Consider the following 23182-nt stretch of genomic DNA (forward strand, 5'->3'; position numbering starts at 1 on the left):
GGAGGCGGGAGGCGGGCGCGCGCCCGGTGGGTGCGGCGCGCATCCCGGCGCCGTCGACGTCGGCCCCGGTGGGTGCGGCGCGGGCGTGTAACAGATCGTCAGGTCCGGTGCCTCTTCTCTGCGGGGGCGCGATCACGCCGATGGTGCCCCTCGATGCCACGCCTACCGAGGAATCCGGGGATCGACACATGAGGCGAGTACGACACTGGGCCGCGGCCGCACTGGCGGTTTCCGTGCTGACGGCGGCCACGGCGACGGCCACCACCGCGACCGCGGCGACCGCACCCAACGCGGCGACCACACCCACCGCACCCACCACGGCCGCCGGGGCGGCCGGGGCCACTTCGGCCGGGGCGCGCTTCACGCCGGCGAAGCTGCCCCTGGAGGGCGCGATACTCAGCTCCGGCGCGCAGCTCGACGCCCGCACCACCTGGGCGGCCGGCTTCCGGCTCACCGGCGACAACGGCAGGCTGCGGTTCGCGCCGACGGTCGCGGAGCGGGTGGGAGCGGACGGTCCCTGGCGGGAACTCCCGCTCCCCGCTGCCGACTTCGAGGGCCGGGCGACGGCGGTGGCGGGCAGTTCGGCGCGCGACGCCTGGCTCGTGGGCGACCTCGACCGGCACACCGGCCGGATCCTCGCCCAGCACTGGAACGGCACCACCTGGACGAGCACCACCATCGAGGCGCCGCCCGGTGAGCTCAACAGTGCCTATCTGCTCGGCGTCTCCGCACCGCGGCCGGGCCGGGCCTGGGCGGTCGGCGGCGCGAGCGTCGTCACCGGCCGGACCCCCGGTCCGACCCCCGGGGACCCGCCCCTGACGGAGACCCGGACCACCGGCGTGATCGAACGCTGGGACGGCACCGCCTGGCACCGGATCGACGCTCCCGAGATCGACGGGAACTGGTGGCTCAACTCCGTGACCGAGATCGCGCCGGACGACGTCTGGGCGGTCGGGAACACCAGCTACCCCGACGACCGACCCGTCCTGCTGCACTACGACGGCCACGACTGGACCAGGGTCGCCGCCCCCGCCTTCACCGGGCTCTACGGCGAGTACCAGAGCGTCGCGGCCGCCGGGCCGGACGACGTCTGGGTGGTGGGCCGGGCCGTCCTCACCGACAAGGACCGCGGCCACCCGCTGGTCGCCCACTACGACGGCCGCTCCTGGAGCACGGTGGCGGCCCCCGAGGGTGTGGCCGGCAAGCTCTGGTCGGTCACCGCCACCCCCGGCGGCATGGCCGCGGTCGGCTGGGACGCGAGTGGTGAGCAGGACCAGCCGCTCGGCCTGCGCCTCACCCACGGCCGGTGGGAGACGCTCGACCTGTCCGTGCCCGGGTACGTCAACCAGTCCTACCAGGCGGTGGTGGCCGGCCCGGGCGGCCGGCTGACCGCCGTGGGCGCCGGCACGACCCCGAAGTCCTCGGACTACCAGCCGCTGGTGGTCACCGGCCGCCGCTGACGCCGTGCCGCTCCCGTGCCCGGTCCGCCCGGATCCCGGGCGGACCGGGCACCCGTGCGTCCGCGCCCGGGGCCGGGGCGGGGCGGGACCCGACAACCGGGCGAACGGCAGGCCGTCCGCAGGCGCCGGTAGCCCTCGACGGTGCTCCGCACCCGTGCCGCGAACCCGTCGTTCCGGGGGCGCGAAAATCCGTGGACGGGCCCGCGGAAGATCACGTACGGTGTGGCCACACGCCCTGAGACGGATGGAAGGAGGCGAGTGCCGTGCAGTTCACACCGTTCCCGCGCTCCCTCGTCCGCTGTCCCGGCGTGGTTGGTCAGTCCTGACCGGGAGCGCTCCAAGCAGCCTGTATCCCGGAGGAATCCATGACCGATCCGGTCATCCGCGCGCTCTCCGCGCGCGACGTTCATCTCTTCGACGCACTCCCCGACCCCCTGGGCGCCGCTGAAGGCCATCGGCGTACCCGGTTCCGCCCCGACTGGAAGCGCGTCGCCCTGCGCGACGGCGAGGTCGTCGCACGCGGCGCGTGGTGGGGCGGCCCCGACGATGCGGAGCCCGTCACCATCAACTGGTTCGACGTCGCCGAGGGCGAGGAGGAGGCCGGGGCCGCACTCCTGCGCTCCGCGCCCCGGCAGGTCGAACTGGAGATCAACCTGCCCGGCGGCTGGCGGGACAGGGCCGACCTGCGCGCCGGCGCCGAGGCTCGCTTCGCCGCCGCACGATCCGCAGGGTACGAACTCCTGGTGGAACGCTTCCTCTACCGCTGGACGCCCGAGCGAGGGCTGCCCGAGCGGCCCGGACGCCTGCGCTTCAGCGCCGAACCCGACGACACCGTGTTCTTCGACGCGCTGCGCCGCATCCACTCCGTCACGCTGGACGCCCACGCGCGCAGGGCCGTGGCGGAGGGCGGCCTCGACCGGGCCGCCCAGGAGGAACTCGACTTCTTCCACTGGTGCCCCTCCCCGCGGGAGTGGTGGCAGCTCGCGCACACGCCGGAGGGCGACCTGGCCGGCATCCACATCCCGGCCCACAACCCCTCCGGCCCGACCATCGGCTTCATCGGGGTCGTCCCGGAACACCGCGGCCGCGGCTACGCCTACGACCTCCTCGCCGAGTGCACCCACGTCCTCGTCGAGCAGGGCGCGGAGTTCGTCACCGGGGCGACGGACCAGGGCAACTTCCCCATGGCCGCGAACTTCACCAAGGCCGGCTTCCCCGTCGTCAGGGAACGCGTCAACTTCCACCCGGCCGGCCGGGCGGTCTAGGGGTCAGGGGGTTCGGGGGTTGTCCGACGATTCGCGTCGCATCGGCACGCGGCGGGAATCGTCGGACAGGCCCCGGCGAGGAGCAGCACGCGGCGAGCGGTCCGGTCCGTCGGCAGGTCCGGACCGCTCGTCCCATGCTCCGGGCCGGGAGCGGGTACGGGTACGGGAGAATGCGGCGGATTGGGGGATTGGGTGATCACCCCTATTGTTCCCGCACGGTTTCCCGGGGCCTGCTGGAGTGGACGGGCTCCCCGGCCCGTCTCCCTCCGTTCGGACAGATCAGGTGAACGGCATGATCGACCACCCCACCCGGCCGGGCCGCCCGGCCCGCGCCGCGCTCTACCTCCGTTGCTACCCGTGCGACACGGCGGGGCTCGACTGCCAGCGCGCGGCCCTGGAGCGGCTCGCCGTCGAGCACGGGCTGCCGGCGCCGGGCCTCTACCTGGACAACGGGCACCGCTCCGGCGCGCCGCTGCCGGCCCTGGAACGTCTGCTGCGCGAGGCCGTGCAGGGCTGGGTGGACGTCGTACTGGTGCCGGGGCCGTTCGTCTTCGCGCTCGACGACCGGGCCGCCCGGGCCACCGTGTGCCGGCTGGAGGCGCTGGGCTGTGAGGTGCTCGAACTCCCCGGGCGCGCGGACCGGGCCGTGCAGGCGGACCGCGCCGCGCAGGCCGAGCGTGCCGGGTTGACCGGGCGCGCCGCCTGGGCCGACCGGGCCGACCGGGCCCGGCCGCCGGTGCCGCGGCCCGCCTTCGCGACGTGCCCGCCCGCCCGGCCGGCGACCCGCCCGGCGCCGGTCGACGCCCGCAGCGCCTGAGCGTGCACCGTCCGCTCCGCGCCGTGGATCCGACGCCCGCCCGCACCCCCGGCCCGGCTGCCGCCGCCGGGACCCCCGCCCCCGCTCGGCGCACCCGGCTCCGGCGGTCGGCCGCAGAGCCCGGCCGACCGGCCGCCGCGAGGTCCGCCCGCCGGCCGGGACCGGCCACCCCGGCGGGCGCCACCGGAAGCCGGCACGGCATGATGGGCCCATGTCCTCCGCACCCCTCCCCGGCTCGCGCCGTCTGCGCGAACCGGCCGGGCGGCCGTGAGCCGGCCGGCGGAACCGGGGGCGCCCGGTGCGGGCTTCGACTTCGTGGGGCGGCAACCGGAACTGGCCCGCCTGACCGAGGCCATGGTGCGCCCGCCCGCCGTCGTACTGGTCGAGGGCGAGGCCGGCCTCGGCAAGTCCCGGCTGGTCGCCGAGGCCGCTGCCCGGGCCACCGCCGCGGGCCGCCGGGTGCTGACCGGCTTCTGCCACCCCCTGCGCGAGCCGCTGCCGTTCGGCCCGGTGGTGGACGCGCTGCGGGCCGTCGGCCCGCTCCTCCCGCCGGCCGGGGGCATCCCGGCGAGCGCCGGGGCGCTGCGCCCGCTGCTGCCCGACCTGGCCCACCGGCTGCCGCCCTACCCGCCGGGTGCGGGTGACGGGCTGCCCGGCCGGCACCTGCTCGTCCAGGCGGTGCGCGCGCTGCTCGGCGTGCTCGGCGAGGTGGTGCTGGTCATCGAGGACCTGCACTGGGTGGACGACGCCACCCGTGAGCTGCTCCTGCTGCTCGCCCGGGACATGCCGCCGGGGCTGGCCCTGGTGCTCACCTACCGCGCGGAGGACCTCCCGGCCGACACGCCCGTGCTCGGCGCCGCCTACCGGCGCCCGTCCGGCGTCGGCGGTGCGCTGATCCGGCTGCGGCCGCTCGCCGAGACCGAGATCCACGACCTGGCCCGCGCCGCCCTCGGCCTGCGCGCCACCGCGGCGCTCACCCGGGTGCTCTTCGACCGCAGCGAGGGCCTGCCGCTGGTCGCCGAGGAGGACCTCATCACCCTGTGCGAGCAGCGCGGACCGGGCGGGCTGACCGACGCCGCGGACCTCGCCGCCGACCTGGAGCACTCGGAGGTCCCGCGCGGCCTGCGCGACGCCGTCACCGAGCGGCTCGCGGCGCTCTCGCCGGACGCCGCCGCGGTGGCGTCCGCGGCGGCGGTGCTCGGCCTGCCGGTGGCGGAGGAACTGCTCGCCGCGGTGGCCGGCCTCGACCGGGGCGCTGCCGCGGACGGGCTGACCGAGGCGCTGCGCGCCACGCTGCTGCACGAGCAGCCGCTCGCCCACTACGGGTTCCGGCACGTCCTGGCGCAGCAGGTGGCCTACCGCCGGCTGCCCGGGCCGCAGCGCACCGCCCTGCACCGGCGGGCGGTGGGGGCCCTGGGGGAGCGCGAGCCGCGACCGCTCGTGCAGATCGCCCACCACACCCTCGCGCTCGGCGACCGGCGGGCCTGGCAGGAGGTGGCCGAGGCGGCGGCCGACCAGGCCGTCGCGCTCGGTGACAGCGGGCTCGCGGGCTCGCTGCTGCGCCGGCTCCTCGACGAACCGGACCTCGACCCCCGCCGGCGCGGCCGCGCCGCCCTCGCGCTCGCCCGGATCGCCGCCAACGGCGTGGACGCCGCGGCGAGCGCCGAGACGCTGACCGGGATCATCGCGGACCCGAGGCTGCCGGTGGCCGACCGCGGCGAGATCCGGCTCACCCTCGGCATCCTGATGGCCATCCAGGGCGGCGACCGGGCCGGGTTCGCCCGGATCGAGGAGTCGCTGGAGGAGCTGGAGGAGCGCCCGGCGCGCGCGGCCCGGGCGATGGTGGCGATCGCGATGAACGAGCGCGACGGCGCCGGCGAGCGGTCCTGGGAGTGGCTGGAGCGGGCCGAGCGCACGCTGGCCACCGGCCCGGACGAGGAGGTGGCCGCCGCGGTGCGCGCCACCCGGCTCACCTTCCTGGCGCGCGAGGGGGACCCAGCGGTGTGGCCGCTGCTGGAGCGGCTGCCGCGCAGCTCCGAGCAGGCCGAGATCGTCCGCCAGACCACCCGCGCGCTCTACAACGTCGGCGAGATCTCCGTCGAGCTGGGCCACGACCGCCGGGCCGCGCGCCTGCTGGAGGAGAGCCGGCGGCTGGCCCGCCGGGCGGCCATCCCGTACCTGGAGTGCTACAGCCGGATCGCGCTCGTCCGGCTCGACGGCCTGGCGGGGAACTGGGCGGGTCTGGAGGAGCGGCTCGCCGCCCTGGGGACGGAGTTCCCGGACCTCGCGATGGCCGGGGCCGAGCAGGCCCTGCTGCTCGGCCGGCTGGCGGCGGCCCGCGGCCGGCTCGCCGTGGCGCGGCAGCAGTTCGCCGAGGCCGGCCCGTACGGGGACCGCGAGTCCCAGGTGACGGCCGCGATGCGGGCCGCCGCCGGGCTGGCCGCCCTGCAGCTCGCCGAGGGGGACACCGCGCAGGCCGCGGCCACGCTCGCGCCGGCCGTCGCGGCGCTGCACCGCGCCCGGGCCTGGGCCCGGGCCGCCGAACTGCTGCCGGTCGCGGTCGAGGTGTTCCTCGCCGAGGGCGACCGCCCGGCCGCCGACCGGCTGGCGGAGGAGGCCGCGGCGAGGCTGGCGGGCCGGGACGCCCCGGCGGCCTTCGCGGCGCTCGACTTCGCGCGCGGCCTGCTGCTGGGCGACGAGGATCCGGCAGGCGCGGCCGAGGCGTTCACCAGGGCCCGGGACGGCTGGCGGGAGATCGGCCGCCCGTACGAGGCGGCCCGGGCCGAGGAGCGGGCCGGCGGGGCCCTGTCCGGGCTCGACCGGGCCGGGGCGGGGGAGCGGATGACCGCCGCCGAGCAGACCTACCTGGTGCTGGGTGCGGCCTCGGACGCGGCCCGGTGCCAGCGCCTGCGCCGCGACCTCGGCCTCGGGCGGGTGGCGTCGCCCGGCCGCCGGGGCTACGGCGAGCGGCTCTCGCCGCGGGAGCGTCAGGTCGCCGCGCTGGCGGCCCAGGGGGCGGCCAACCAGGACATCGCCCGGGCGCTCTTCCTCTCGCCGCGGACGGTCGAGCACCACGTGGCGAGCGTGCTCCGCAAGCTGGGTGCCGGCCGCTCGGAGCTGGCCGAGGCACTGGCGGCGGAGGAGGGGACCGAGGCCCCCGGGGGGCCGGCGGGCTCGTGACGTCCGGGCTCGTGAGGGTCCGGGCCCCGATCGGGAGTCAGCGGTCAGTAGTCAGTAGTCAGTAGTTCAGTACTCGGCCGTCGGCAATGCTCGGCAGCCGGCCGTCAGCGGTACGGGTGGCCGGCGCGTTCGGCGAGCCGGGCGAGCCGGGCCAGCCGGGCGAGGCGGGTCTGCCGGCCGGCGGTGCCGCGGCGGGCGGGGTGGACGAGCCCGGGGTCGTCGAGGGCGGTGAAGTGCTCCTGGGCGTAGAGCCGAAAGCGTTCGCGGCGGGTCATGGCGGCCTCCGGTGGCGTTGGGGGTCGGCGGCGTGGGTGCGGTGCGGGTGCGGTGCGGTGCGGCCTGGGTGCGGCGAGGTCCAGCAAACCGGCCCGGCCGCTGGGGGAACAATGCGTACCGCTACCCAACCCCTGCGCCGAATCGTGGGTACCGCCGTACGGTCGGCCCCCGGTACCGTCGACGAGACATGATGCCATGTCACACCTCATTCAGAAGGGTGCCCGTCGGGGTGCCCGCACTGCACGACGGTGTCACGACGCCGCCCGCCGGAGCCCCGGCGGGCCTGTCCCCCGGGGAGCTTTCGGTGCCGCAGATTCTGGTCGACCACTCGTCCGACCTCGACCTCGACCACGCCGGTTTCGTCAAGGAGGTGCACGGGCTGATCGCCGAGGTGATCGACACCACGGTGGCGGACTGCAAGACCGTCTTCCGTCCGGCCGCGCAGTACGCGGTCGGCGACGGGACGGACGGGCACGCGGTGGTGCTCGTGGAGATCAAGATCCTCGCGGGCCGTTCGGCCGGGCAGCGCGCCGAGCTGACGGCGCGGGTGCTCACGGTGCTGGAGGCGCTGGTCCGGGTGCCGGCCGCGCTCGGGGTGGAGGTCACCGAGCTGGACCGGGAGACCTACCGCGTGGTCCGGCACCCCGGCCACCGGGCCGGCTGACCCGCGAGGGGTCCGCCCGGCCACGCCCGGCGCCGCCCGGCCTCCGGGGCACCCCGGAGGCCGGGCGGCGCCGGCGTGTACGCACGGCCCTGCCCGCGCCCGGGCCGACCCGTCCGACCAGGGAGAACGCCGGGAACGGAGGCCGTCCGGGCGGTAGCTCACGGAAAGGTGACGATTGAACAACCGGGGCCGGGAGGGGTTGCTAACGGTGCCCTTATTTAGGTTAGCCTTCCCTCATGAACCACGCCCTGTTGGCCGCGACCACGGCCGGATACACCATGCCCCAGTCGTGGCGGCTTCTCACCAAGACCGGATACTTCATCGGTCTGAGCGGGGCCATCGGCGCCACCGTCACCTACGCCACCACCGTCCGGCCGGCGCTCCGCGCACCGGGCAGCAGCCCCGAGGACGCCGCGGTGCTGCGAAGAAGATCGGCGACCTACCTCGCCTGGGCCGGCGTCGTCCTGCTGGTGGCGGGCTACTTCCAGCTCGCCGCCCGCCTCGCGCGCGCCGGCAAGGGCATGCCGTTCGGTGACGCCCTCGCCCCGGACCGGATCTGGGACTACCTCCGGGCCCCGGCCGCCAAGGGCGCCTGGATCGCCCAGGGCACCGTCTACATCGTCCAGAACGCGGTGCTGGTGATGGCGGCCGCCGCCCTGATCGCCCTCTTCGTGCCGGCCGTCCGCCGCCACACCGACGCGATCGCCCTCACCGCGCTGCCGCTGTCGCTCGCCGTGACCCTGATCGCCGCCGTCCCCGCGACCGAGCCCGCCGACCTGGACAAGTGGCTGGACCTCGCCTTCGACCAGACGCACATCGTCTCCGGTGTCGTCTGGCTCGGCGGCCTGGCCCTGCTGGTCGCCCTGGCCGGCACCCGCGGCCGCCTCGGTGCCGGCGCCGGGCTGCTCTGGGCCGAGATGTGGCGCCGCTTCAGCCTCGTCGCCATGGTCTGCGTCGGCGCCGTCGTCCTCTCCGGCCTCTGGCTGAGCTGGAAGCACGTCGGCGGGATCTCCCAGCTGTGGACCACCGGCTACGGCATCGCCCTGCTGGTCAAGATCCTGCTGGTGGCCGGCCTGGTCACCGCCGGTGCCTTCAACCAGTTCTGGCTGATGCCCAGGATCGTCCGGGCCCGCCGCGCCGACGACACCGGCTCGCTGCTGCACCTCACGCTGCGCCACTTCCCCAAGGTGGTCTGGGGCGAGGTCGTCCTCGGGGTGGCCGTGCTCTTCGTGCTGCCGTTCATCGCCGGCTCCGCCCGCACCGAGGCGGGCAGTGCCAAGGCCGTCTCCTCCGGGACGGTCTTCGCGGGCGGCGCCGCCCTCGCGATCGCGCTGGCCGTCTCCTTCTACGCCACGGCCAAGGCCTCCGAGGCCCTGTCCCGCCGCCCGGTCGTCACCGCCGCGGCGACGGCCTGAGGCGCCTGACGGCTCGAAACGGCTGACGGCCTGACGGCCTGAAACGGCCGGCGGCCGTAGCAATCCGACGGCCCGTAACACCCGACGGACACGGTCGACGCGGGGGCGCTGCATGCGCCCCCGCGTCGCGTGCGTTGCCGGCCGGGGGGAGTCCGGAGGCGGAGTGGCCGAGGGAGCACGCCGGGTCCGTGGGCCCCCGGCCGGTTCGGGCCCGCGGAGGCCGGCGCGACCTCAGCCCAGGGGCCGCGGCGCCCGCCGGTCGACGACCGTCGACCACCCCACGGCCACCACGATGACCACCCCGAGGACGAGGCTCACCGGCCCGGTGCCCAGATCCAGGCCGCCGCGCTCGTGACCGACACCGGCCCAGTCGGCGAAGCACGCGCCGAGCGGCCGGGTCAGCACGTACGCCCACCAGAAGGTCAGCACGGGCGGCAGGCCCGGCAGCCGGTGGGCGAGCGCGGGCACCGCGATCAGACCGGCGAACAGCAGCCCGGACGGCAGGTAGCCCCAGCCCAGGGTGGCGGCGGTCAGATCGCCGACGGCGGTGCCGAGCGCGAAGGTCGCCAGCACCGCCGCCCAGTAGAAGACCTCGCGCCGCCCGCCCGCGACCGTCTCCACCGCGAGCGTGCCCTCCGTCCGCCGCCAGAGCCCGAACACCAGGGCCAGCAGGACGGCGAACGCCGACGCGGACACCGCGTACGGCACCCCCAGGGCGACGTGGGCGACGTCCGCGGCCATCGTGCCGAACACGCTCACCATGACCACCGCCGCCCAGTACACCGCCGGCACGTACCGGCGGGCGCGGGCCTGCGCCACCAGCGCAAGGGCCAGCAGCAGGCCGGCCGAGCCGACCGCCGGGACGGGCCCGAGGGTCCGGGCCAGGTAGTCGGAGGTGGTCTCGCCCATCCCGGTGGTGAGGATCTTGACGGCCCAGAACGCCGCCGTGACCTGCGGGACCTTGCTCAGCTGCGCCCCGGGGCCGGGTACCGGTCCGGGCCGGGGCCGCCCGCCCGCGGACCGGCGGCGCCGCGTCGCGGGCGGGGACGTCGTGGTGCTCACGGCCGTCAGCCGCCGAGGACGGTGTTGCCCGTGAGCGTGCCGCTCGCGCCGTCGACGGTGACCGTGTGGCGGACGCCGTCCGGGCCGATCACCACGGCCCGCCAGGCCCGGCCGCCGCCCTGGTCGCTGACCGTGGTCAGCGACTCGACCCGGCCGCCGTCCACCGCCGCGGCCGCCTTGGCCACCGCGTCGGCCGCGGAGAGCGCGGGCAGCGGCGCGGCCGCGGGGCCCTGCCGTCCGGCGCGGTCACCCGGCGCCGGCCCGTCCTGCCCGTGGTCGTCCTGGCCGCGCCCGCCCTGACCGTGGTCGCCCCGGCCTTCCGGGCCGCCGTGCCCCCGCTGCTCGTCGCGCTTCCCGTCGCCGCCCCTGCCCCGGCCGTCGTGGCCCCCGCGACCGCCGCCCTCCTGACCGCCGTGCTCCTCGCCGGCCGCCAGAGGGCCGCGGTGACCGCCGTGCCCCTCCGCCGCGTGGTGCACGGCGACGGCCGCACCGCCGCCGACCACCACCACGGCCGCCGCACCCGCCGCTATCCAGCGCACCGGGCGCCGCCGCACCCAGCGGCGGACGCCCGCCGCCCGGCCCGGACGCCCGCCGCCCGGCTGCTCCTGCTGCTCCTGCGGCTCCTGTGCACCGAAAGGCTCGCTCATGCTGCCCACCCCGACTCCCTGCCAGGCCCGGGCCCTGCGCCCGGACGACGCGGCCAGCATGACCGGGCCTTGCTGAAGGTCTGCTGAAGACCTGAAGGCCCCTTCAGCGAGCCGGCCCGGCGACCTGCCACCCTGGTGGGCATGCGCGTACTGGTGGTGGAGGACGAACGGCGGCTGGCCCTGGCGCTGCAGCACGGGCTGACGGCGGAGGGATTCACCGTGGACATCGCCCACGACGGCCTCACCGGCCTCGCCCGGGCGACCGACCAGTCCTACGACGTGATCGTGCTGGACATCATGCTGCCCGGCCTCAACGGCTACCGGGTCTGCGCCCGGCTGCGGGCGGCCGGCAGCGACGCCGGCATCCTGATGCTCACTGCCAAGGACGGCGAGTGGGACGAGGCGGAGGCGCTGGACACCGGCGCCGACGACTACCTGTCCAAGCCGTTCTCCTTCGTCGTCCTGGTCGCCCGGCTCAAGGCGCTCGCCCGCCGGATCGGCAGCCGCGCGCCGCAGCGCACCGTGCTCGGCGATCTCGTGGTGGACTCCGCCGCCCGCACCTGCACCCGGGCCGGCGCCGCCGTCGCCCTCACCCCCCGCGAGTTCGCCCTCCTCGACCACCTGGCCCGGCGGGCCGGCGAGGCGGTCTCCAAACGGGAGATCCTCGACCAGGTCTGGGACAGCGGCCCCGACGGCGACCCCAACACCGTGGAGGTGCACGTCAGCGCCCTGCGCCGGAAGATCGACACCCCGTTCGGCCGCGCGGCGGTGCAGACCGTGCGCGGCGCCGGCTACCGGCTGGCGGCCGACGGTGGCTGACCCGACCCGCGCCCGCCGCACCGTCCCCGCGGCGAGGGCCGCCCGGCCACCGCGAGCACCGAGCCCCCTTCGTCCCCTTCGTCCTCTGCGGGCCGTCCGGGCCGTCCTGCGCCGTCCCACCCGGCACCCCCGGGTGGTCGCCCTGGTCACCCTGGCCACCCGCCTGGCGCCGCGTTCCGTCCGCGCCCGCACGACGCTCGCCGCCTGCACCAGCGTGGCCGTCGTCCTGCTGGCCGCCTCCGCCGCCGTCGTCCTGCTGCTCCGCGCCAACCTGGAACGCAGCGTCGAGGACGGTGCCCGCGAACAGGCCCGCGCCGTCGCCCGGCTCGCCACCGACGGCCACCTCACCGCGGCACTGCCGCTGGACCACGGCACCGACTTCGTCCAGGTCATCGACGCCGGCGGCCGGGTCGTGGCCGCCAGCCAGAACCTCATCGGCCGCCCGGCCCTGGCCCCCACCGGAGCCCGCGACGGCCACCGCAGCTACAACCTCCACGCCCTCGGCGAGGAGCACCACCAACGCGTCACCACCCTCACCGCCGACACCCCCACCGGCCCGGTCACCGTCCACGTCGGCGCCTCGCTGCGGACCGCCGACGCCGCCGACGACGTCACCACCGCCGCCCTCGCCGCCCTCAGTGCCGTCCTGGTGCTCACCGTCGGCGCCCTCACCTGGCGCGCCACCGGCCGCGCGCTGCGCCCGGTCGACGCGATCCGCGCCGAGGTCGCCGCGATCGGTGACCGCGACCTCGACCGGCGCGTCCCCGAACCGCGCAGCGACGACGAGATCGCCCGCCTCGCCCACACCATGAACGCCATGCTGGAGCGGCTGGAGGCCGCCGGCACCCGCCAGCGCCGCTTCATCGCCGACGCCTCGCACGAGCTGCGCAGCCCCCTCGCGGTGCTGCGCACCCAGCTGGAGGTCGCGCTCACCCACCCCGACCCCGACGTCCGCGCCGACCTGGTGGCCGGCGCGCTCCAGGACACCGAGCGCCTCCAGGCGCTCAGCACCGACCTCCTGCTGCTCGCCCGCCTCGACACCACCGGCCACGACCGGGCGGACGAGCCGGTCGATCTCACCGAACTCGTCCGGACGACCGTGCGGGCCCGCGGACCCCAGCCGCACCCGGTGGTCCTCCGCACCCCCGACGAGGTCACCGTCACCGGCAACCCGCTCTGGCTGGGCCGACTGCTGACCAACCTGCTCGACAACGCCCAGCGCCACGCCCGGCAGAGCGTCACCGTCACCCTGCTCGGGGACGCGGAGGCGGGACAGGCCGTCCTCGACGTGGCCAACGACGGGCCGCGGATCGATCCCGGCGACCGCGAGAAGATCTTCGAACGGTTCGCCCGCCTCGACGACGCGCGCAGCCGTGACGACGGCGGCAGCGGCCTCGGCCTGCCCATCGCGCGCGACATCGCGGCCCTCCACGGGGGCACCCTCACCGCGCGGGACACCGCGGCCGGCACCACCTTCCGCACCCGCCTGCCGGTGGGTCTTGTGCGCGGCCCGTCCCGGGAAGATAGTTAGTTAAGCGCAACTAACTACTTCTGGGCACTTCGGTCCGGAGCACGGGGGTCGTCATGGAGATCGAGACGCAGGACCACTCGCGCTACAAGTGGGTGGCCCTGTCCAACACCACCCTCGGCATGCTGGTGGCCACGATCAACAGCTCGATCGTGCTGATCTCGCTGCCCGCGATCTTCAACGGCATCGGGCTCAACCCCCTGGAGCCCGGCAATGTCAGCTACCTGCTCTGGATGCTGATGGGCTACATGCTGGTCACCGCCGTCCTGGTGGTCACCCTCGGGCGGCTGGGCGACATCCACGGCCGGGTGCGGATCTACAACGCCGGGTTCCTGATCTTCACGCTCACCTCGGTCGCGCTCTCCCTGGACCCGATGTCCGGCGGGGGCGGCGCGCTGTGGCTCATCCTCTGGCGGGTGGCCCAGGCGGTGGGCGGCTCGATGCTGATGGCCACCTCCGCGGCGATCATCACCGACGCCTTCCCGGCCCGGCAGCGCGGCATGGCCCTCGGGGTGAACATCGTCGCCGCCATCGCCGGCTCGTTCATCGGCCTGGTCCTCGGCGGGGTGCTCGCCGAGTGGAACTGGCACTCGATCTTCTGGGTCAACGTGCCGATCGGCATCCTCGGCACCGTCTGGGCCTACCGCTCCCTGCGCGACACCGGCATCCGGCGTCCGGCCCGGATCGACTGGTGGGGCAACCTGACCTTCGGCGTCGGCCTGACCGCCCTGCTGGCGGGCATCACCTACGGCATCCAGCCCTACGGCGGCCACACCATGGGCTGGACCAACCCGTGGGTGCTCGCCGGCCTGATCGGCGGCACCGCCGTCCTGCTGCTGTTCTGCGTCGTCGAGCGGCGCACCGCCGAGCCGATGTTCCCGCTGCGGCTCTTCCGCGACGCCTCCTTCACCGGCGGGAACGCCGCCACCCTCTTCGGCTCGGTGGCGCGCGGCGGCCTGCAGTTCATGCTGATCATCTGGCTCCAGGGCATCTGGCTGCCGCTGCACGGCTACCAGTACGAGGACACCCCGCTCTGGGCCGGTATCTACATGATCCCGCTGACGGTCGGCTTCCTGATCGCCGGCCCGGTCGCCGGGCACCTCTCCGACAAGTACGGGGCCCGGCTCTTCGCGGCCGGCGGGCTCGCGCTGATGGCCGTCTCCTTCGGCGGCCTGCTGCTCCTGCCCACCGACTTCGGGTACGGGTGGTTCGCGCTGCTGATCCTGCTGAACGGGCTGGGCGGCGGGCTGTTCGCCGCGCCCAACACCTCGCTGATCATGTCGGCCGTCCCGGCGGACGCCCGCGGTGCGGCCTCCGGCATGCGGGCCACCTTCCAGAACGCGGGCATGGTGCTCTCGATCGGCATCTTCTTCTCGCTGATGGTGGCCGGTCTGTCCGGCTCGCTGCCGCACGGGCTGGAGAGCGGGCTGACGGCGCAGGGCGTGCCGGCGGGCACCGCGCAGTCGATCGCCGCGCTGCCGCCGGTCGGCACGCTGTTCGCGGCCTTCCTCGGGTACAACCCGGTCCGCGAACTGCTCGGCCCGGACGTGCTCGGCCGGCTGCCCGCCGACAACGCGCAGACGCTCACCGGCCGGGAGTTCTTCCCCCAGCTCATCTCCGGCCCGTTCCACGACGGCCTGGTCGTGGTGTTCTGGTTCGCCATCGTGCTCTCACTGCTCGGAGCGGTCGCCTCGCTGGTGCGGAGCCGTCCGCCGGCCTCGGCGGCACCGGCGCCGGACGGTACGGTGAAGACCGAACCGGGCGCCGCGGCGCGCTCCGCCCGGGCAGAGCCGCGCAGCTGAGGAGGGCCACCGGCCGATGGCGACGGAACCGACCCCGACCGGGGCCGAGCACCCCCTGCCCACCGAGGACCTCACCAGGCTCCGGCTCGCCGTCGCCCGCCTGCACCGGCAGATGGTGCAGGCGTCCACCCGCCTGGACCTGACCTTCGCCCAGCTCTCCGCGCTGGCCCGGATCGAGGCGCACGCCCCCGTCCGCCTGGTGGACCTCGCGGCGCGCGAGGGCGTCGCCCCGCCGTCCATGAACCGCACGCTCGCCCCGCTGCACGCGGACGGGCTGATCACCAAGGAGACCGACCCCCGGGACCGCCGCTCCGCGCGGATCACCCTCACCGAGCACGGCCGCGTCACCATCGCCCAGATCCGCGCCCAGCGCTCGCAACTGCTGGCCGACCGCCTGGTGCGCCTCTCGCCGGGCCAGACGGACATCCTGCTCGCCGCCCTGCCGGTGCTGGAACTCCTCGCCGAGGAGCCGGAGCCGCCCCAGGAGCAGGAGCAGGAGCAGGAGCAGGAGCCGGTCGGGGCGACGGAGGACGACGGGAGCTGACGGCCCGCCCGGTGCGGCCCGCCCGGTGCGGACCGGCCGCTATGCGGCCCCGGCCCCGGCGCCGGTGAACACGGCGGCCATCCACTCGACGGCGTTCTCGCCGAGGATCAGCTCCAGGTTGGCCGCGGACTCGGCGGCGGCCGCCTCGGAGCGGGTGAACATCGCCTCCTCGTAGGCGGCCACCGCACCGCGGGCGTCGCCCGGCCGGGCGGCGAGGGCGCGGCCGAGCTCGGCCCCGTCGAGCATGGCGAGGTTGGCGCCCTCGCCCGCGAAGGGTGACATCAGGTGGGCGGCGTCGCCCAGCAGCGTGACCCCGGGGCGCGGCTCCCAGCGGTGCCCGACCGGCAGGGCGTGGATGCGCCGGCCGACCACCGCGTCGGCGTCGGCCACCAGCGCCCGCAGGCTCTCGTGCCAGCCGTCGAACGACGCGAGGACGGCCTCCTTCGCCGCGTCCCGGCCGAGGGTCCGGAAGCCGTCCAGCCACTCCTCGTCCGCCCGGAGTGCGGTGTAGACGTGCAGGCTGCCGTCGCTCTCGCGGTGGGCCAGGACAGCCCGGCCGCTGCCGGTGCCGTCCGGCAGTGCCAGGAAGAAGCCGCCGCCGATCAGGGCCGCCGCGGCCGGGTGGCGCCGGTCGGCGTCGTGCAGGTCCGTCTCGGCGAAGGAGACCCCGGTGTAGCGGGGCTCCGCGGCCGAGAGCAGCGGCCGGATCCGCGACCAGGCGCCGTCCGCGCCGACCAGCAGGCCGGTGGTGACGGTGGAGCCGTCCGCGAACGAGACCTCGTGCCGGCCGTCGTCGAGCGTGCGGGCGCCGGCGGCCTTCCGGCCCCAGCGGACGGTACCCGCCGGGAGGGAGGCGAGCAGCAGGTCGCGCAGCTGTCCGCGGTCGACCTCGGGGCGTCCGCCGGTGCCGTCGTCCGCCTCCTCCAGGCGGACCACCGCGTCCGGCCCGACCAGCCGCATCGCCTCGCCGCCGGGGTGGACGAGCGCGCGGAACTCGTCGTACAGGCCGGCCGCGCGCAGCGCCTGCTGGCCGGACTCCTCGTGGATGTCCAGCATGCCGCCCTGGGTCCGGGCCTCGGGGGAGGCCTCCAGGTCGAAGACGGCCGCGGCGATGCCGTGGACGTGCAGGACGCGGGCGAGCGTGAGGCCGCCCAGCCCGGCGCCGACGATGACGACGGGGTGGTGGGCGGGGGATCCGGCGCCGCCGGGGGTGGTGGTCGTGGTGTTCACGGGGAGGTCCTCTCGGGATCGGGTCGGGGTGGCGAGGCGGCGGGCGGGGTCAGCCGGTTTCCTGGCCCGGCCGCGCCGTCCGGGCCACGCCGGTGAGCAGGACGCGGAAGCCCCAGGCGAGCCGGTCCTCCGGAGTGCCGGAGAGCACGTCGTCGGCGACCGCCGCGAGCCGGGGCCGGGTCTGCGCCGAGGACGCCTGCACGGCGGCGGCCAGGGCGTCGAGCTCGCCGTCCGCACCGGGCGCGGCGTGGCGCGCGGCCTGCTCGGCGGCGGTCGCCGTCCCGAACTGCAGCAGCACGTCCACGCCCCACGCCGCCCGGCCGTCCGGCACGCCGCCCTCCGCGAGCAGGGTGAGCAGCGTCTCCAGCAGGTCCAGGTAGTGCGGCCCGCTCGGGCGGGCGACCAGCGCCGAGCGCGCCAGCGCGGGGTGGCCGAACAGCAGCACCGTGTAGGAGACGAGCAGGCGCTCCAGCCGGGTCTGCCAGTCGCCGTCCCCGGTCCGGGCCACGGCGACGTCCAGCTCGCCGAGCACCTCGTCCAGCACGGCGGCGTGCAGCTCGGCGGTGTTCCGGACGTACACGTAGAGCGAGGCCGGTCCGGTGTCCAGCTCCTGTGCGAGGCGGCGCATGGTCACCTTCTCCAGTCCGTCCGACCGCAGCACGGCGAGTGCCACCGCCACGATCGCCTCCCTGGTCAGGGCCGGCTTGGCAGGCCGCTCACGGCGGCTCACGGGGTTCCTGGGCTTCTCGGTCACACCACCACGGTAACGAACGCGTTTGCTCCGAACAAGTACGTGACGAACATGTTCGTCATTATCCGGTTCGAGGGCGGGGCGCGGTGACGTGCTCGACCGGGCGAAATGGAGGTAATCAGGGTAGGCTTACCTAATAATTGATGAGCTCGGGGGAGGGTGTCGTGGGGCATGGCTGGGAGGGCGTCGTCCTCAAGCTGATGCGGGGCCGGGACTTCACGTTCACGGTGACCGGCGTCGAGGAGGTCACCGAGCACTGCCGGCGGGTGCGGTTCACCGACGGCGGCATGCTCGCCGAGACCGGCGTGCACCCGACGATGTGGGTGCGGGTCTGGTTCCCGGGTGCGGGGCGCCCGCACCAGCGCGCCTACACCCTCGTCGACCCCGACCCGGCGGACGGCACCTTCGGCATCGAGTTCGCGCTCCACGAAGGCCCGGCCAGCCGCTGGGCGGCGGCGGCCGGGCCGGGCGACACCGTCCCGGCGACCGTGCAGGGCTCGGCCTTCGCGGCCCCCGAGCCGCTGCCGGAGCGGATGTTCCTGATCGGCGACCGCGCCTCCGTGCCCGCCGTCAACTCCCTGCTCTCCGCGCTGCCGGACGTGCCGGCGACCATCTGGCTGGAGACCCAGCACGCCGCCGACGAGCAGCTTCCGCTGCGCATCCGGCCGGCCCGCCACGAGGTGCGGCACGTCCCGCGCGAGGGCGACGGCGCCCGGCTGGTCGCCGAGGTCCGCGACGCCCTGCCCGGCCTGTTGGGCGACCCGGCCGGCGCGTACGTCTGGATCGCCTGCGACACCGCCACCACCCGGGCGCTCGCCCGGTTCACCCGCAAGGAACTCGCGCTCGCCAAGCCGCAGGTGCATGCCCTCGGCTACTGGCGGCCCTGAAGACCCGTGGCGCCCGGCCGGGGGGATGGTCCCCCCTCGGCCGAGCGCCACGTCCTGTTTCCCGCGGCGCGCCTCGCGGCCGCGACGAACGCGACAAACAAGTCGCCGGCCTCGGAACCCGCCCACCGGGCGCGGACGAGGATCCGGAAGCCGCGCGAGCCGTCGACCGCCGGCTGATGACCCTGCTCAGCAGCGGCTCCCACCGCAATGCCGTCACGGCACGAACGGCTCCTCGTCGCCGAGGACTGCCGGCGCGGGGCCTCGTCGTCAGGCCGGTGGGCCGCCGACGAGGCCGGGCCCCTTGCCTGCCCCGCCGCGGGCCGACTGTAGGTGCAGGGCCGATTGCAGGGCCGACCACCCCCGTCCCACCGACCGGCCGTCAGGCCGCTGCGCCGCCGGCGGCCGTGAGCCGTCGGCGGCGCTGTCGCGTCCGTGCCCGTCCCTGCCCGTCCGTCGGCCGGTGCCCGTCCGTCAGCTCTGCCGGTGGGCCCCGCCCGTCGGCGCCGACCGCGGTCTGGGCGGTACTCCGCGGAGCATGTAAGGTAAACCTTGCCTAATCTCCCTGGTGGGGGTCGAACCGCCTTCCGGCGCGTACGCCGGACCGGTCGGACGGGCCCCGGCGCGAATGGCGCCGGTGAGTTGAGGTGACGAGCGCGGGGGACCGGTGGGCAGCGGCAGTGTGACTCCTTCTGGTGCAGGTCGGGCGGCGGCCGAGGGGCATCCGCCGGACCTCCAGGCGTGTCTGGCGGACCTCCGGCGCTTCCGGGGTTCCACGGTCGTCGTGAAGTTCGGCGGCAACGCGATGGTCGACGAGGAGCTGAAGGCGGCCTTCGCCCGGGACGTGGTCTTCCTGCGCTACGCCGGGCTGCGCCCCGTGGTGGTCCACGGCGGCGGCCCGCAGATCGGTGCCCAGCTGGACAGGCTGGGCCTGGCCTCGTCGTTCGCCGGCGGCCTGCGCGTGACCACGCCCGAGGCGATGGACGTGGTGCGGATGGTGCTGGCCGGTCAGGTCCAGCGCGAGCTGGTCGGGCTGCTGAACGCCCACGGGCCGTTCGCGGTCGGCATGACCGGCGAGGACGCCCGCACGATGACCGCGGCGAAACGCTTCGCGGTGGTCGGCGGCGAGCGGGTCGACATCGGCCTGGTGGGGGACGTGGTCTCCGTCCAACCGTCCTTGCTGGAATCCCTGTTGGCCGATGGCCGGATCCCGGTGGTCTCGTCGGTGGCGCCGGGCGAGGACGGCAGCGTCTACAACGTCAACGCCGACACGGCCGCCGCGGCGGTGGCGGGTGCGCTGCGGGCGGACGTGTTCCTGATGCTGACCGACGTCCCCGGCCTCTACCGGGAGTGGCCCACCGACGACGAGGTGATTCCGCGGCTGACCGCCGAGGAGTTGGCGGCCCTGCTGCCGGGCCTCGCCGGCGGGATGGTGCCGAAGATGGAGGCCTGTCTGGCGGGCCTGCGGGCGGGGGTGGGTGCCGTCCGGGTGCTGGACGGCCGCGTCCCGTACGCCGTGCTGCGGGCCTTCGGCGCGGCGGCCCCGGGGACCGAGGTGGTCCCGTCGCCGCCCGCTCCGGTGGTGGCGTCGCGGAGTCCGGCTCCCGGCGAACTCGCCCACCGGTGAACGGCCCTGGGGGCCCGGTGCCCCCGGCCCGACCGTGCGGCCGGTCCGGATTTCCGGGCCGCCGGGGGTGCCGCGCAGGCCGCCGGGGTGGGTGACGGCACGTCTGGGCAGGTCACCCGCGGGGTGGCAGGGGTGCGGCAGGGGGTCGCGAACTTGACTCTGCCGCTCCGATAGGAGAACTTAGGCAAGCCTAACCAAAGCTCTTCGGTGTTGCGCCGGGAGTTTCAGCCCCGGAGCTTCTCTCCGGGTCCGCGAATCAGCAGTAGGCAGACGGAAGGACGAGTCATGTCGCGCGAGAACGGCGCAATCCACGGAGACGGCAGCGTCGATGACCTGGTCGGTATAGGTTTCGGCCCCTCCAACCTGGCTCTGGCCATCGCGATCGACGACCACAACCGGCGCGACTCCGCGCAGGCGCTCCAGGTCCGCTTCCTGGAGAAGCAGGAACGTTTCGGTTGGCACCGGGGCATGCTGCTCGACGGCGCCACGATGCAGGTGTCCTTCCTCAAGGACCTGGTGACCCTGCGCGACCCGCGCAGCCGGTTCACCTTCCTGACCTACCTCCAGGAGCGCGGCCGGCTGGTCGACTTCATCAACATGAAGTCGTTCTACCCGACCCGGCTGGAGTTCCACGACTACTTCGAGTGGTGCGCCGCGGAGTTCGCCGGCCAGACCGGGTACGGCCGGCAGGTCACCGGGATCCGGCCGGTGGAGTCGGACGGCCGGATCGACAGCGTCGAGGTCGTCTCGGAGGCCGTCGCCGGCGGCGACCGGGAGGTCCGCCGGGCCCGGAACATCGCGGTCGGCACCGGTCTGACGCCGCGGCTGCCCGCCGGCGTCACCCTGGGCGAGCGCGTCTGGCACACCCGGGACCTGCTGGTGCAGGCGCCCGCCCTGGCCGGCCGGGAGCTGCGCCACCGCCGCATCGCGGTGGTCGGCGCCGGGCAGTCGGCCGCCGAGGCGGTCGAGTACCTCCACCGCACCTTCCCGGACGCGGAGATCTGCGCCGTCCTCACCCGCTACGGCTACAGCCCGGCGGACGACAGCCCGTTCGCCAACCGGATCTTCGACCCGTCCGCCGTGGACGAGTTCTACGCGGCGTCGGACGAGGCCAAGCGGGCGCTGCTCGGCTACCACGCCAACACCAACTACTCGGTGGTGGACGGCGACCTCATCGAGCAGCTGTACCGGATCGTGTACCAGGAGAAGGTCGCGGGCAAGGAGCGGCTCCGGATCCTCAACGCCAGCCGCCTGACCGGGGTGAGCGACGCGGCGGACGGCGTGCGCGCCGGCGTCAGCTCGTTCCTCACCGGCGAGGAGCAGACGCTCGACTGCGACGCCGTCGTCCTCGCGACCGGGTACGCGCACGTCGACCCCCGGGAGCTGCTCGGCGACCTCGCCGCCTCCTGCCTCACCGACGAGTCCGGCCACCTCCGGGTCGACCGCGACCACCGGGTGCTGACCGAGGACCACGTCGACGTGGGCATCTACCTCCAGGGCGGCACCGAGCACACCCACGGCATCACCTCCTCGCTGCTCTCGACGCTGGCCGTCCGCTCCGGTGAGATCTGCGACTCCATCCTGCTGCGGCAGGCCGGACACCAGCTGCGGGCCCGGCAGAGCCCGCTCGGCGTGGCCGGCTGAACTCCCCGCCGGGCCCGGCCGGAACGCCGCGTCGGAACCCCGCCGGGCAGGACCACCGCCCCGCCGGACCACACCCCTTCCTCACCGAACGGACCTCTTCCATGACCGCCACCACCGCACCCGGCCCGCAGGGGTTCGGCCCGGACACGATTCGGGCGGAGATCGCCGACCTCCTCGGCGAGCGTCCGGAGGACATCGAGGACGACGAGAACCTGCGGGACGTCGGCCTCGACTCGATGCGGCTGATGCACCTCGTCGAGATCTGGCGCGCCCGCGGCGCCCGGGTCGAGTTCGCCGACCTGGCCGATCTCGGCGAGCCGACCGTCACCACCTGGTCCGCCTACCTGAGCCGTCCCTGAGCCGTACCCGAGCCGTCCCGGACCCGGTCCCGGACCCGGTCCCGGACCAGGCCCGCACGACCCCGCCGGCACCACCCGCCCGCGTCCCGCGGACCGGGCTCCCCGACCTCGGCGGCCCGCCGACCCCCGCGAGCCGCCGCACGCACCGCGTATCACCTCCAAGGAGAACCATGAACACCCGCGCCCTGACGTCCCGTAGCGTCAGAATCGCCGCCGTTGCCGCCACCACCGCCCTCACCCTCGCGGCCTGCGGCTCCAACGGCGACAGCAAGGACGCCTCGGCCGGGGCCTCGGCCGCGGCGGGCTCCGCGGCGGGCCCCGTGGTCGTGGAGGCCACCAACGGCAAGATCACCGTGCCGGCCGGCGTCAAGTGCATCGTCAGCATCTCCTACGCCACCGGCGCCCTGCTGGACCTCGGCGTGCAGCCGGTCGGCACCAGCACCATCGACGACAACAACCCGATGGAGCTGCTGCCCTCGCAGACCGAGGCCGCCAAGAAGATCGAGCCGATCGGCTCCGGCATCGAGATCAACATCGAGAAGGTCGCCTCGCTCAAGCCCGACCTGATCGTCGTCGAGGGTGCCACCGCCTTCGACTGGGGCGTCAAGAAGCTGGAGGGCGTCGCCCCCACGCTGTACTTCGGCGTCGACACCCCGGTCGACCTGCTGAACGCCCAGGAGAAGATCGCCACCGCCGTCGGCAAGGAGGCGGAGTTCAAGAAGCTGAAGTCCGACTACGACGCCAAGGCCGCGAAGATCAAGACGGACTACGCGACCAAGCTCAACTCCGTCAAGTGGACGATCGCCTCCTCCTACGGCGGCGGCGAGTTCCTGGTCGACACCAGCACCTCCTGGGTCGGCCGCGTGCTCAACGACGCGGGCGCCAAGTTCTCCCAGGCCTCCTCGGAGACCAAGGAGCACGAGACCACCTACTCGGTCGAGAAGCTCGACGTCCTCGCCGACGCCGACATCATCCTCGTCCCCAGGACGGCCGCCACCGGCGAGGTCCCGCAGGACACCAAGGACCTCGACAAGCAGCCGTCGTGGAAGAACCTCAAGGCCGTCCAGGCCGGCAAGGTCGTCCCGGTCACCTACGCCACCTCCGACCGGTACGGCACCTCGCTGAACGTCCTCGACCAGATCGAGACCATCCTCAAGGGCCTCTAGCCCGCCACGTCCGGGCGGCCGCCCACCCGCGGCCGCCCGGAC

The 23182-nt window shown here is 75.2% G+C and carries 19 protein-coding genes and 1 pseudogene; 15 read left to right on the forward strand and 5 right to left on the reverse strand.

Annotated elements, in window-relative coordinates; genetic code table 11:
* Positions 1-188: 188 nt before the first annotated feature.
* The 4 genes from OH807_RS39345 to OH807_RS39360 all read left to right on the forward strand — a co-directional run bounded on the left by OH807_RS39345 (position 189) and on the right by OH807_RS39360 (position 6722).
* The gene (locus OH807_RS39345) at positions 189-1460 is read left to right on the forward strand and encodes a hypothetical protein (protein ID WP_406209682.1); all 1272 of its coding nucleotides are present in this window, start codon (positions 189-191) and stop codon (positions 1458-1460) included.
* Between the two features lie 365 nt (positions 1461-1825).
* On the forward strand, positions 1826-2725 hold the full coding sequence (locus tag OH807_RS39350; protein ID WP_406209685.1) for a GNAT family N-acetyltransferase: 900 nt from the start codon (positions 1826-1828) through the stop codon (positions 2723-2725).
* Between the two features lie 292 nt (positions 2726-3017).
* Positions 3018-3542 carry a hypothetical protein gene (locus tag OH807_RS39355; RefSeq protein WP_406209687.1) on the forward strand — a complete coding sequence of 175 codons (525 nt, stop codon included), beginning with the start codon at positions 3018-3020 and terminating at the stop codon, positions 3540-3542.
* 315 nt (positions 3543-3857) lie between these two features.
* Positions 3858-6722, forward strand: coding sequence for an ATP-binding protein (locus OH807_RS39360; RefSeq protein ID WP_406209690.1), 2865 nt, complete (start codon positions 3858-3860; stop codon positions 6720-6722).
* A gap of 104 nt (positions 6723-6826) precedes the next feature.
* Here OH807_RS39360 and OH807_RS39365 read toward each other — a convergent pair whose 3' ends face one another.
* A complete protein-coding gene (locus tag OH807_RS39365; RefSeq protein WP_406209693.1) occupies positions 6827-6997 on the reverse strand; it encodes a hypothetical protein in 171 nt (56 codons plus the stop codon).
* A 305-nt stretch (positions 6998-7302) separates the two neighbouring features.
* Here OH807_RS39365 and OH807_RS39370 point away from each other — a divergent pair, with 305 nt between their 5' ends.
* Positions 7303-7662, forward strand: a complete 360-nt coding sequence (locus OH807_RS39370) for a 5-carboxymethyl-2-hydroxymuconate Delta-isomerase (protein WP_406209696.1) — start codon at positions 7303-7305, stop codon at positions 7660-7662.
* 917 nt (positions 7663-8579) lie between these two features.
* Positions 8580-8882 (forward strand): annotated as a pseudogene (locus tag OH807_RS39375) (CopD family protein); the annotation flags it as partial.
* 426 nt (positions 8883-9308) lie between these two features.
* On the opposite strand, the gene OH807_RS39380 reads toward OH807_RS39375, so the two are convergent.
* Entirely contained in the window at positions 9309-10139 is an 831-nt protein-coding gene (locus tag OH807_RS39380; RefSeq protein ID WP_406209699.1) for a hypothetical protein, read from the reverse strand.
* Between the two features lie 5 nt (positions 10140-10144).
* Positions 10145-10786 (reverse strand): hypothetical protein, encoded by a 642-nt coding sequence (locus tag OH807_RS39385; protein WP_406209702.1) that lies wholly within the window; start codon positions 10784-10786, stop codon positions 10145-10147.
* 141 nt (positions 10787-10927) lie between these two features.
* On the opposite strand from OH807_RS39385, the gene OH807_RS39390 reads away from it, so the two are divergent.
* The 4 genes from OH807_RS39390 (at position 10928) to OH807_RS39405 (ending at position 15479) form a co-directional block, all read left to right on the forward strand.
* The gene (locus OH807_RS39390; RefSeq protein WP_406209705.1) at positions 10928-11605 is read left to right on the forward strand and encodes a response regulator transcription factor; all 678 of its coding nucleotides are present in this window, start codon (positions 10928-10930) and stop codon (positions 11603-11605) included.
* Between the two features lie 133 nt (positions 11606-11738).
* Positions 11739-13136, forward strand: coding sequence for an ATP-binding protein (locus tag OH807_RS39395; protein WP_406209708.1), 1398 nt, complete (start codon positions 11739-11741; stop codon positions 13134-13136).
* 53 nt (positions 13137-13189) lie between these two features.
* Positions 13190-14935, forward strand: a complete 1746-nt coding sequence (locus OH807_RS39400; protein WP_406209711.1) for an MFS transporter — start codon at positions 13190-13192, stop codon at positions 14933-14935.
* A 16-nt stretch (positions 14936-14951) separates the two neighbouring features.
* Complete coding sequence (locus tag OH807_RS39405) at positions 14952-15479, forward strand: MarR family winged helix-turn-helix transcriptional regulator (RefSeq protein WP_406209714.1); 528 nt, start codon at positions 14952-14954, stop codon at positions 15477-15479.
* Between the two features lie 39 nt (positions 15480-15518).
* Here OH807_RS39405 and OH807_RS39410 read toward each other — a convergent pair whose 3' ends face one another.
* The gene (locus OH807_RS39410; protein ID WP_406209717.1) at positions 15519-16709 is read right to left on the reverse strand and encodes an FAD-dependent oxidoreductase; all 1191 of its coding nucleotides are present in this window, start codon (positions 16707-16709) and stop codon (positions 15519-15521) included.
* A 49-nt stretch (positions 16710-16758) separates the two neighbouring features.
* Positions 16759-17463, reverse strand: a complete 705-nt coding sequence (locus OH807_RS39415) for a TetR/AcrR family transcriptional regulator (protein WP_406209720.1) — start codon at positions 17461-17463, stop codon at positions 16759-16761.
* Positions 17464-17624: 161 nt separating this feature from the next.
* Between OH807_RS39415 and OH807_RS39420 the strand changes: the two genes are divergently transcribed.
* The 5 genes from OH807_RS39420 (at position 17625) to OH807_RS39440 (ending at position 23140) form a co-directional block, all read left to right on the forward strand.
* The gene (locus OH807_RS39420; RefSeq protein WP_406209723.1) at positions 17625-18347 is read left to right on the forward strand and encodes a siderophore-interacting protein; all 723 of its coding nucleotides are present in this window, start codon (positions 17625-17627) and stop codon (positions 18345-18347) included.
* 742 nt (positions 18348-19089) lie between these two features.
* Positions 19090-19971, forward strand: a complete 882-nt coding sequence (argB, locus tag OH807_RS39425; protein WP_406211429.1) for an acetylglutamate kinase — start codon at positions 19090-19092, stop codon at positions 19969-19971.
* A 285-nt stretch (positions 19972-20256) separates the two neighbouring features.
* Entirely contained in the window at positions 20257-21615 is a 1359-nt protein-coding gene (locus OH807_RS39430; RefSeq protein ID WP_406209726.1) for a lysine N(6)-hydroxylase/L-ornithine N(5)-oxygenase family protein, read from the forward strand.
* A gap of 101 nt (positions 21616-21716) precedes the next feature.
* Positions 21717-21974, forward strand: coding sequence for a phosphopantetheine-binding protein (locus tag OH807_RS39435; RefSeq protein WP_406209729.1), 258 nt, complete (start codon positions 21717-21719; stop codon positions 21972-21974).
* Positions 21975-22144: 170 nt separating this feature from the next.
* On the forward strand, positions 22145-23140 hold the full coding sequence (locus tag OH807_RS39440) for an ABC transporter substrate-binding protein (protein WP_406209731.1): 996 nt from the start codon (positions 22145-22147) through the stop codon (positions 23138-23140).
* The last annotated feature ends 42 nt before the right edge of the window (positions 23141-23182 follow it).

The sequence above is a fragment of the Kitasatospora sp. NBC_01560 genome (genome assembly GCF_045208415.1).
In the GTDB taxonomy this organism is placed as follows: domain Bacteria; phylum Actinomycetota; class Actinomycetes; order Streptomycetales; family Streptomycetaceae; genus Kitasatospora.

Excerpts from the sequence above, each read along its gene's own strand:
- OH807_RS39345 (WP_406209682.1), top strand. The coding sequence starts at position 189 with ATGAGGCGAGTACGACACTGGGCCGCGGCCGCACTGGCGGTTTCCGTG.
- OH807_RS39350 (WP_406209685.1), top strand. The coding sequence starts at position 1,826 with ATGACCGATCCGGTCATCCGCGCGCTCTCCGCGCGCGACGTTCATCTC.
- OH807_RS39355 (WP_406209687.1), top strand. The coding sequence starts at position 3,018 with ATGATCGACCACCCCACCCGGCCGGGCCGCCCGGCCCGCGCCGCGCTC.
- OH807_RS39365 (WP_406209693.1), bottom strand. The coding sequence starts at position 6,997 with ATGACCCGCCGCGAACGCTTTCGGCTCTACGCCCAGGAGCACTTCACC.
- OH807_RS39385 (WP_406209702.1), bottom strand. The coding sequence starts at position 10,786 with ATGAGCGAGCCTTTCGGTGCACAGGAGCCGCAGGAGCAGCAGGAGCAG.
- OH807_RS39390 (WP_406209705.1), top strand. The coding sequence starts at position 10,928 with ATGCGCGTACTGGTGGTGGAGGACGAACGGCGGCTGGCCCTGGCGCTG.
- OH807_RS39400 (WP_406209711.1), top strand. The coding sequence starts at position 13,190 with ATGGAGATCGAGACGCAGGACCACTCGCGCTACAAGTGGGTGGCCCTG.
- OH807_RS39405 (WP_406209714.1), top strand. The coding sequence starts at position 14,952 with ATGGCGACGGAACCGACCCCGACCGGGGCCGAGCACCCCCTGCCCACC.
- OH807_RS39430 (WP_406209726.1), top strand. The coding sequence starts at position 20,257 with ATGTCGCGCGAGAACGGCGCAATCCACGGAGACGGCAGCGTCGATGAC.
- OH807_RS39435 (WP_406209729.1), top strand. The coding sequence starts at position 21,717 with ATGACCGCCACCACCGCACCCGGCCCGCAGGGGTTCGGCCCGGACACG.
- OH807_RS39440 (WP_406209731.1), top strand. The coding sequence starts at position 22,145 with ATGAACACCCGCGCCCTGACGTCCCGTAGCGTCAGAATCGCCGCCGTT.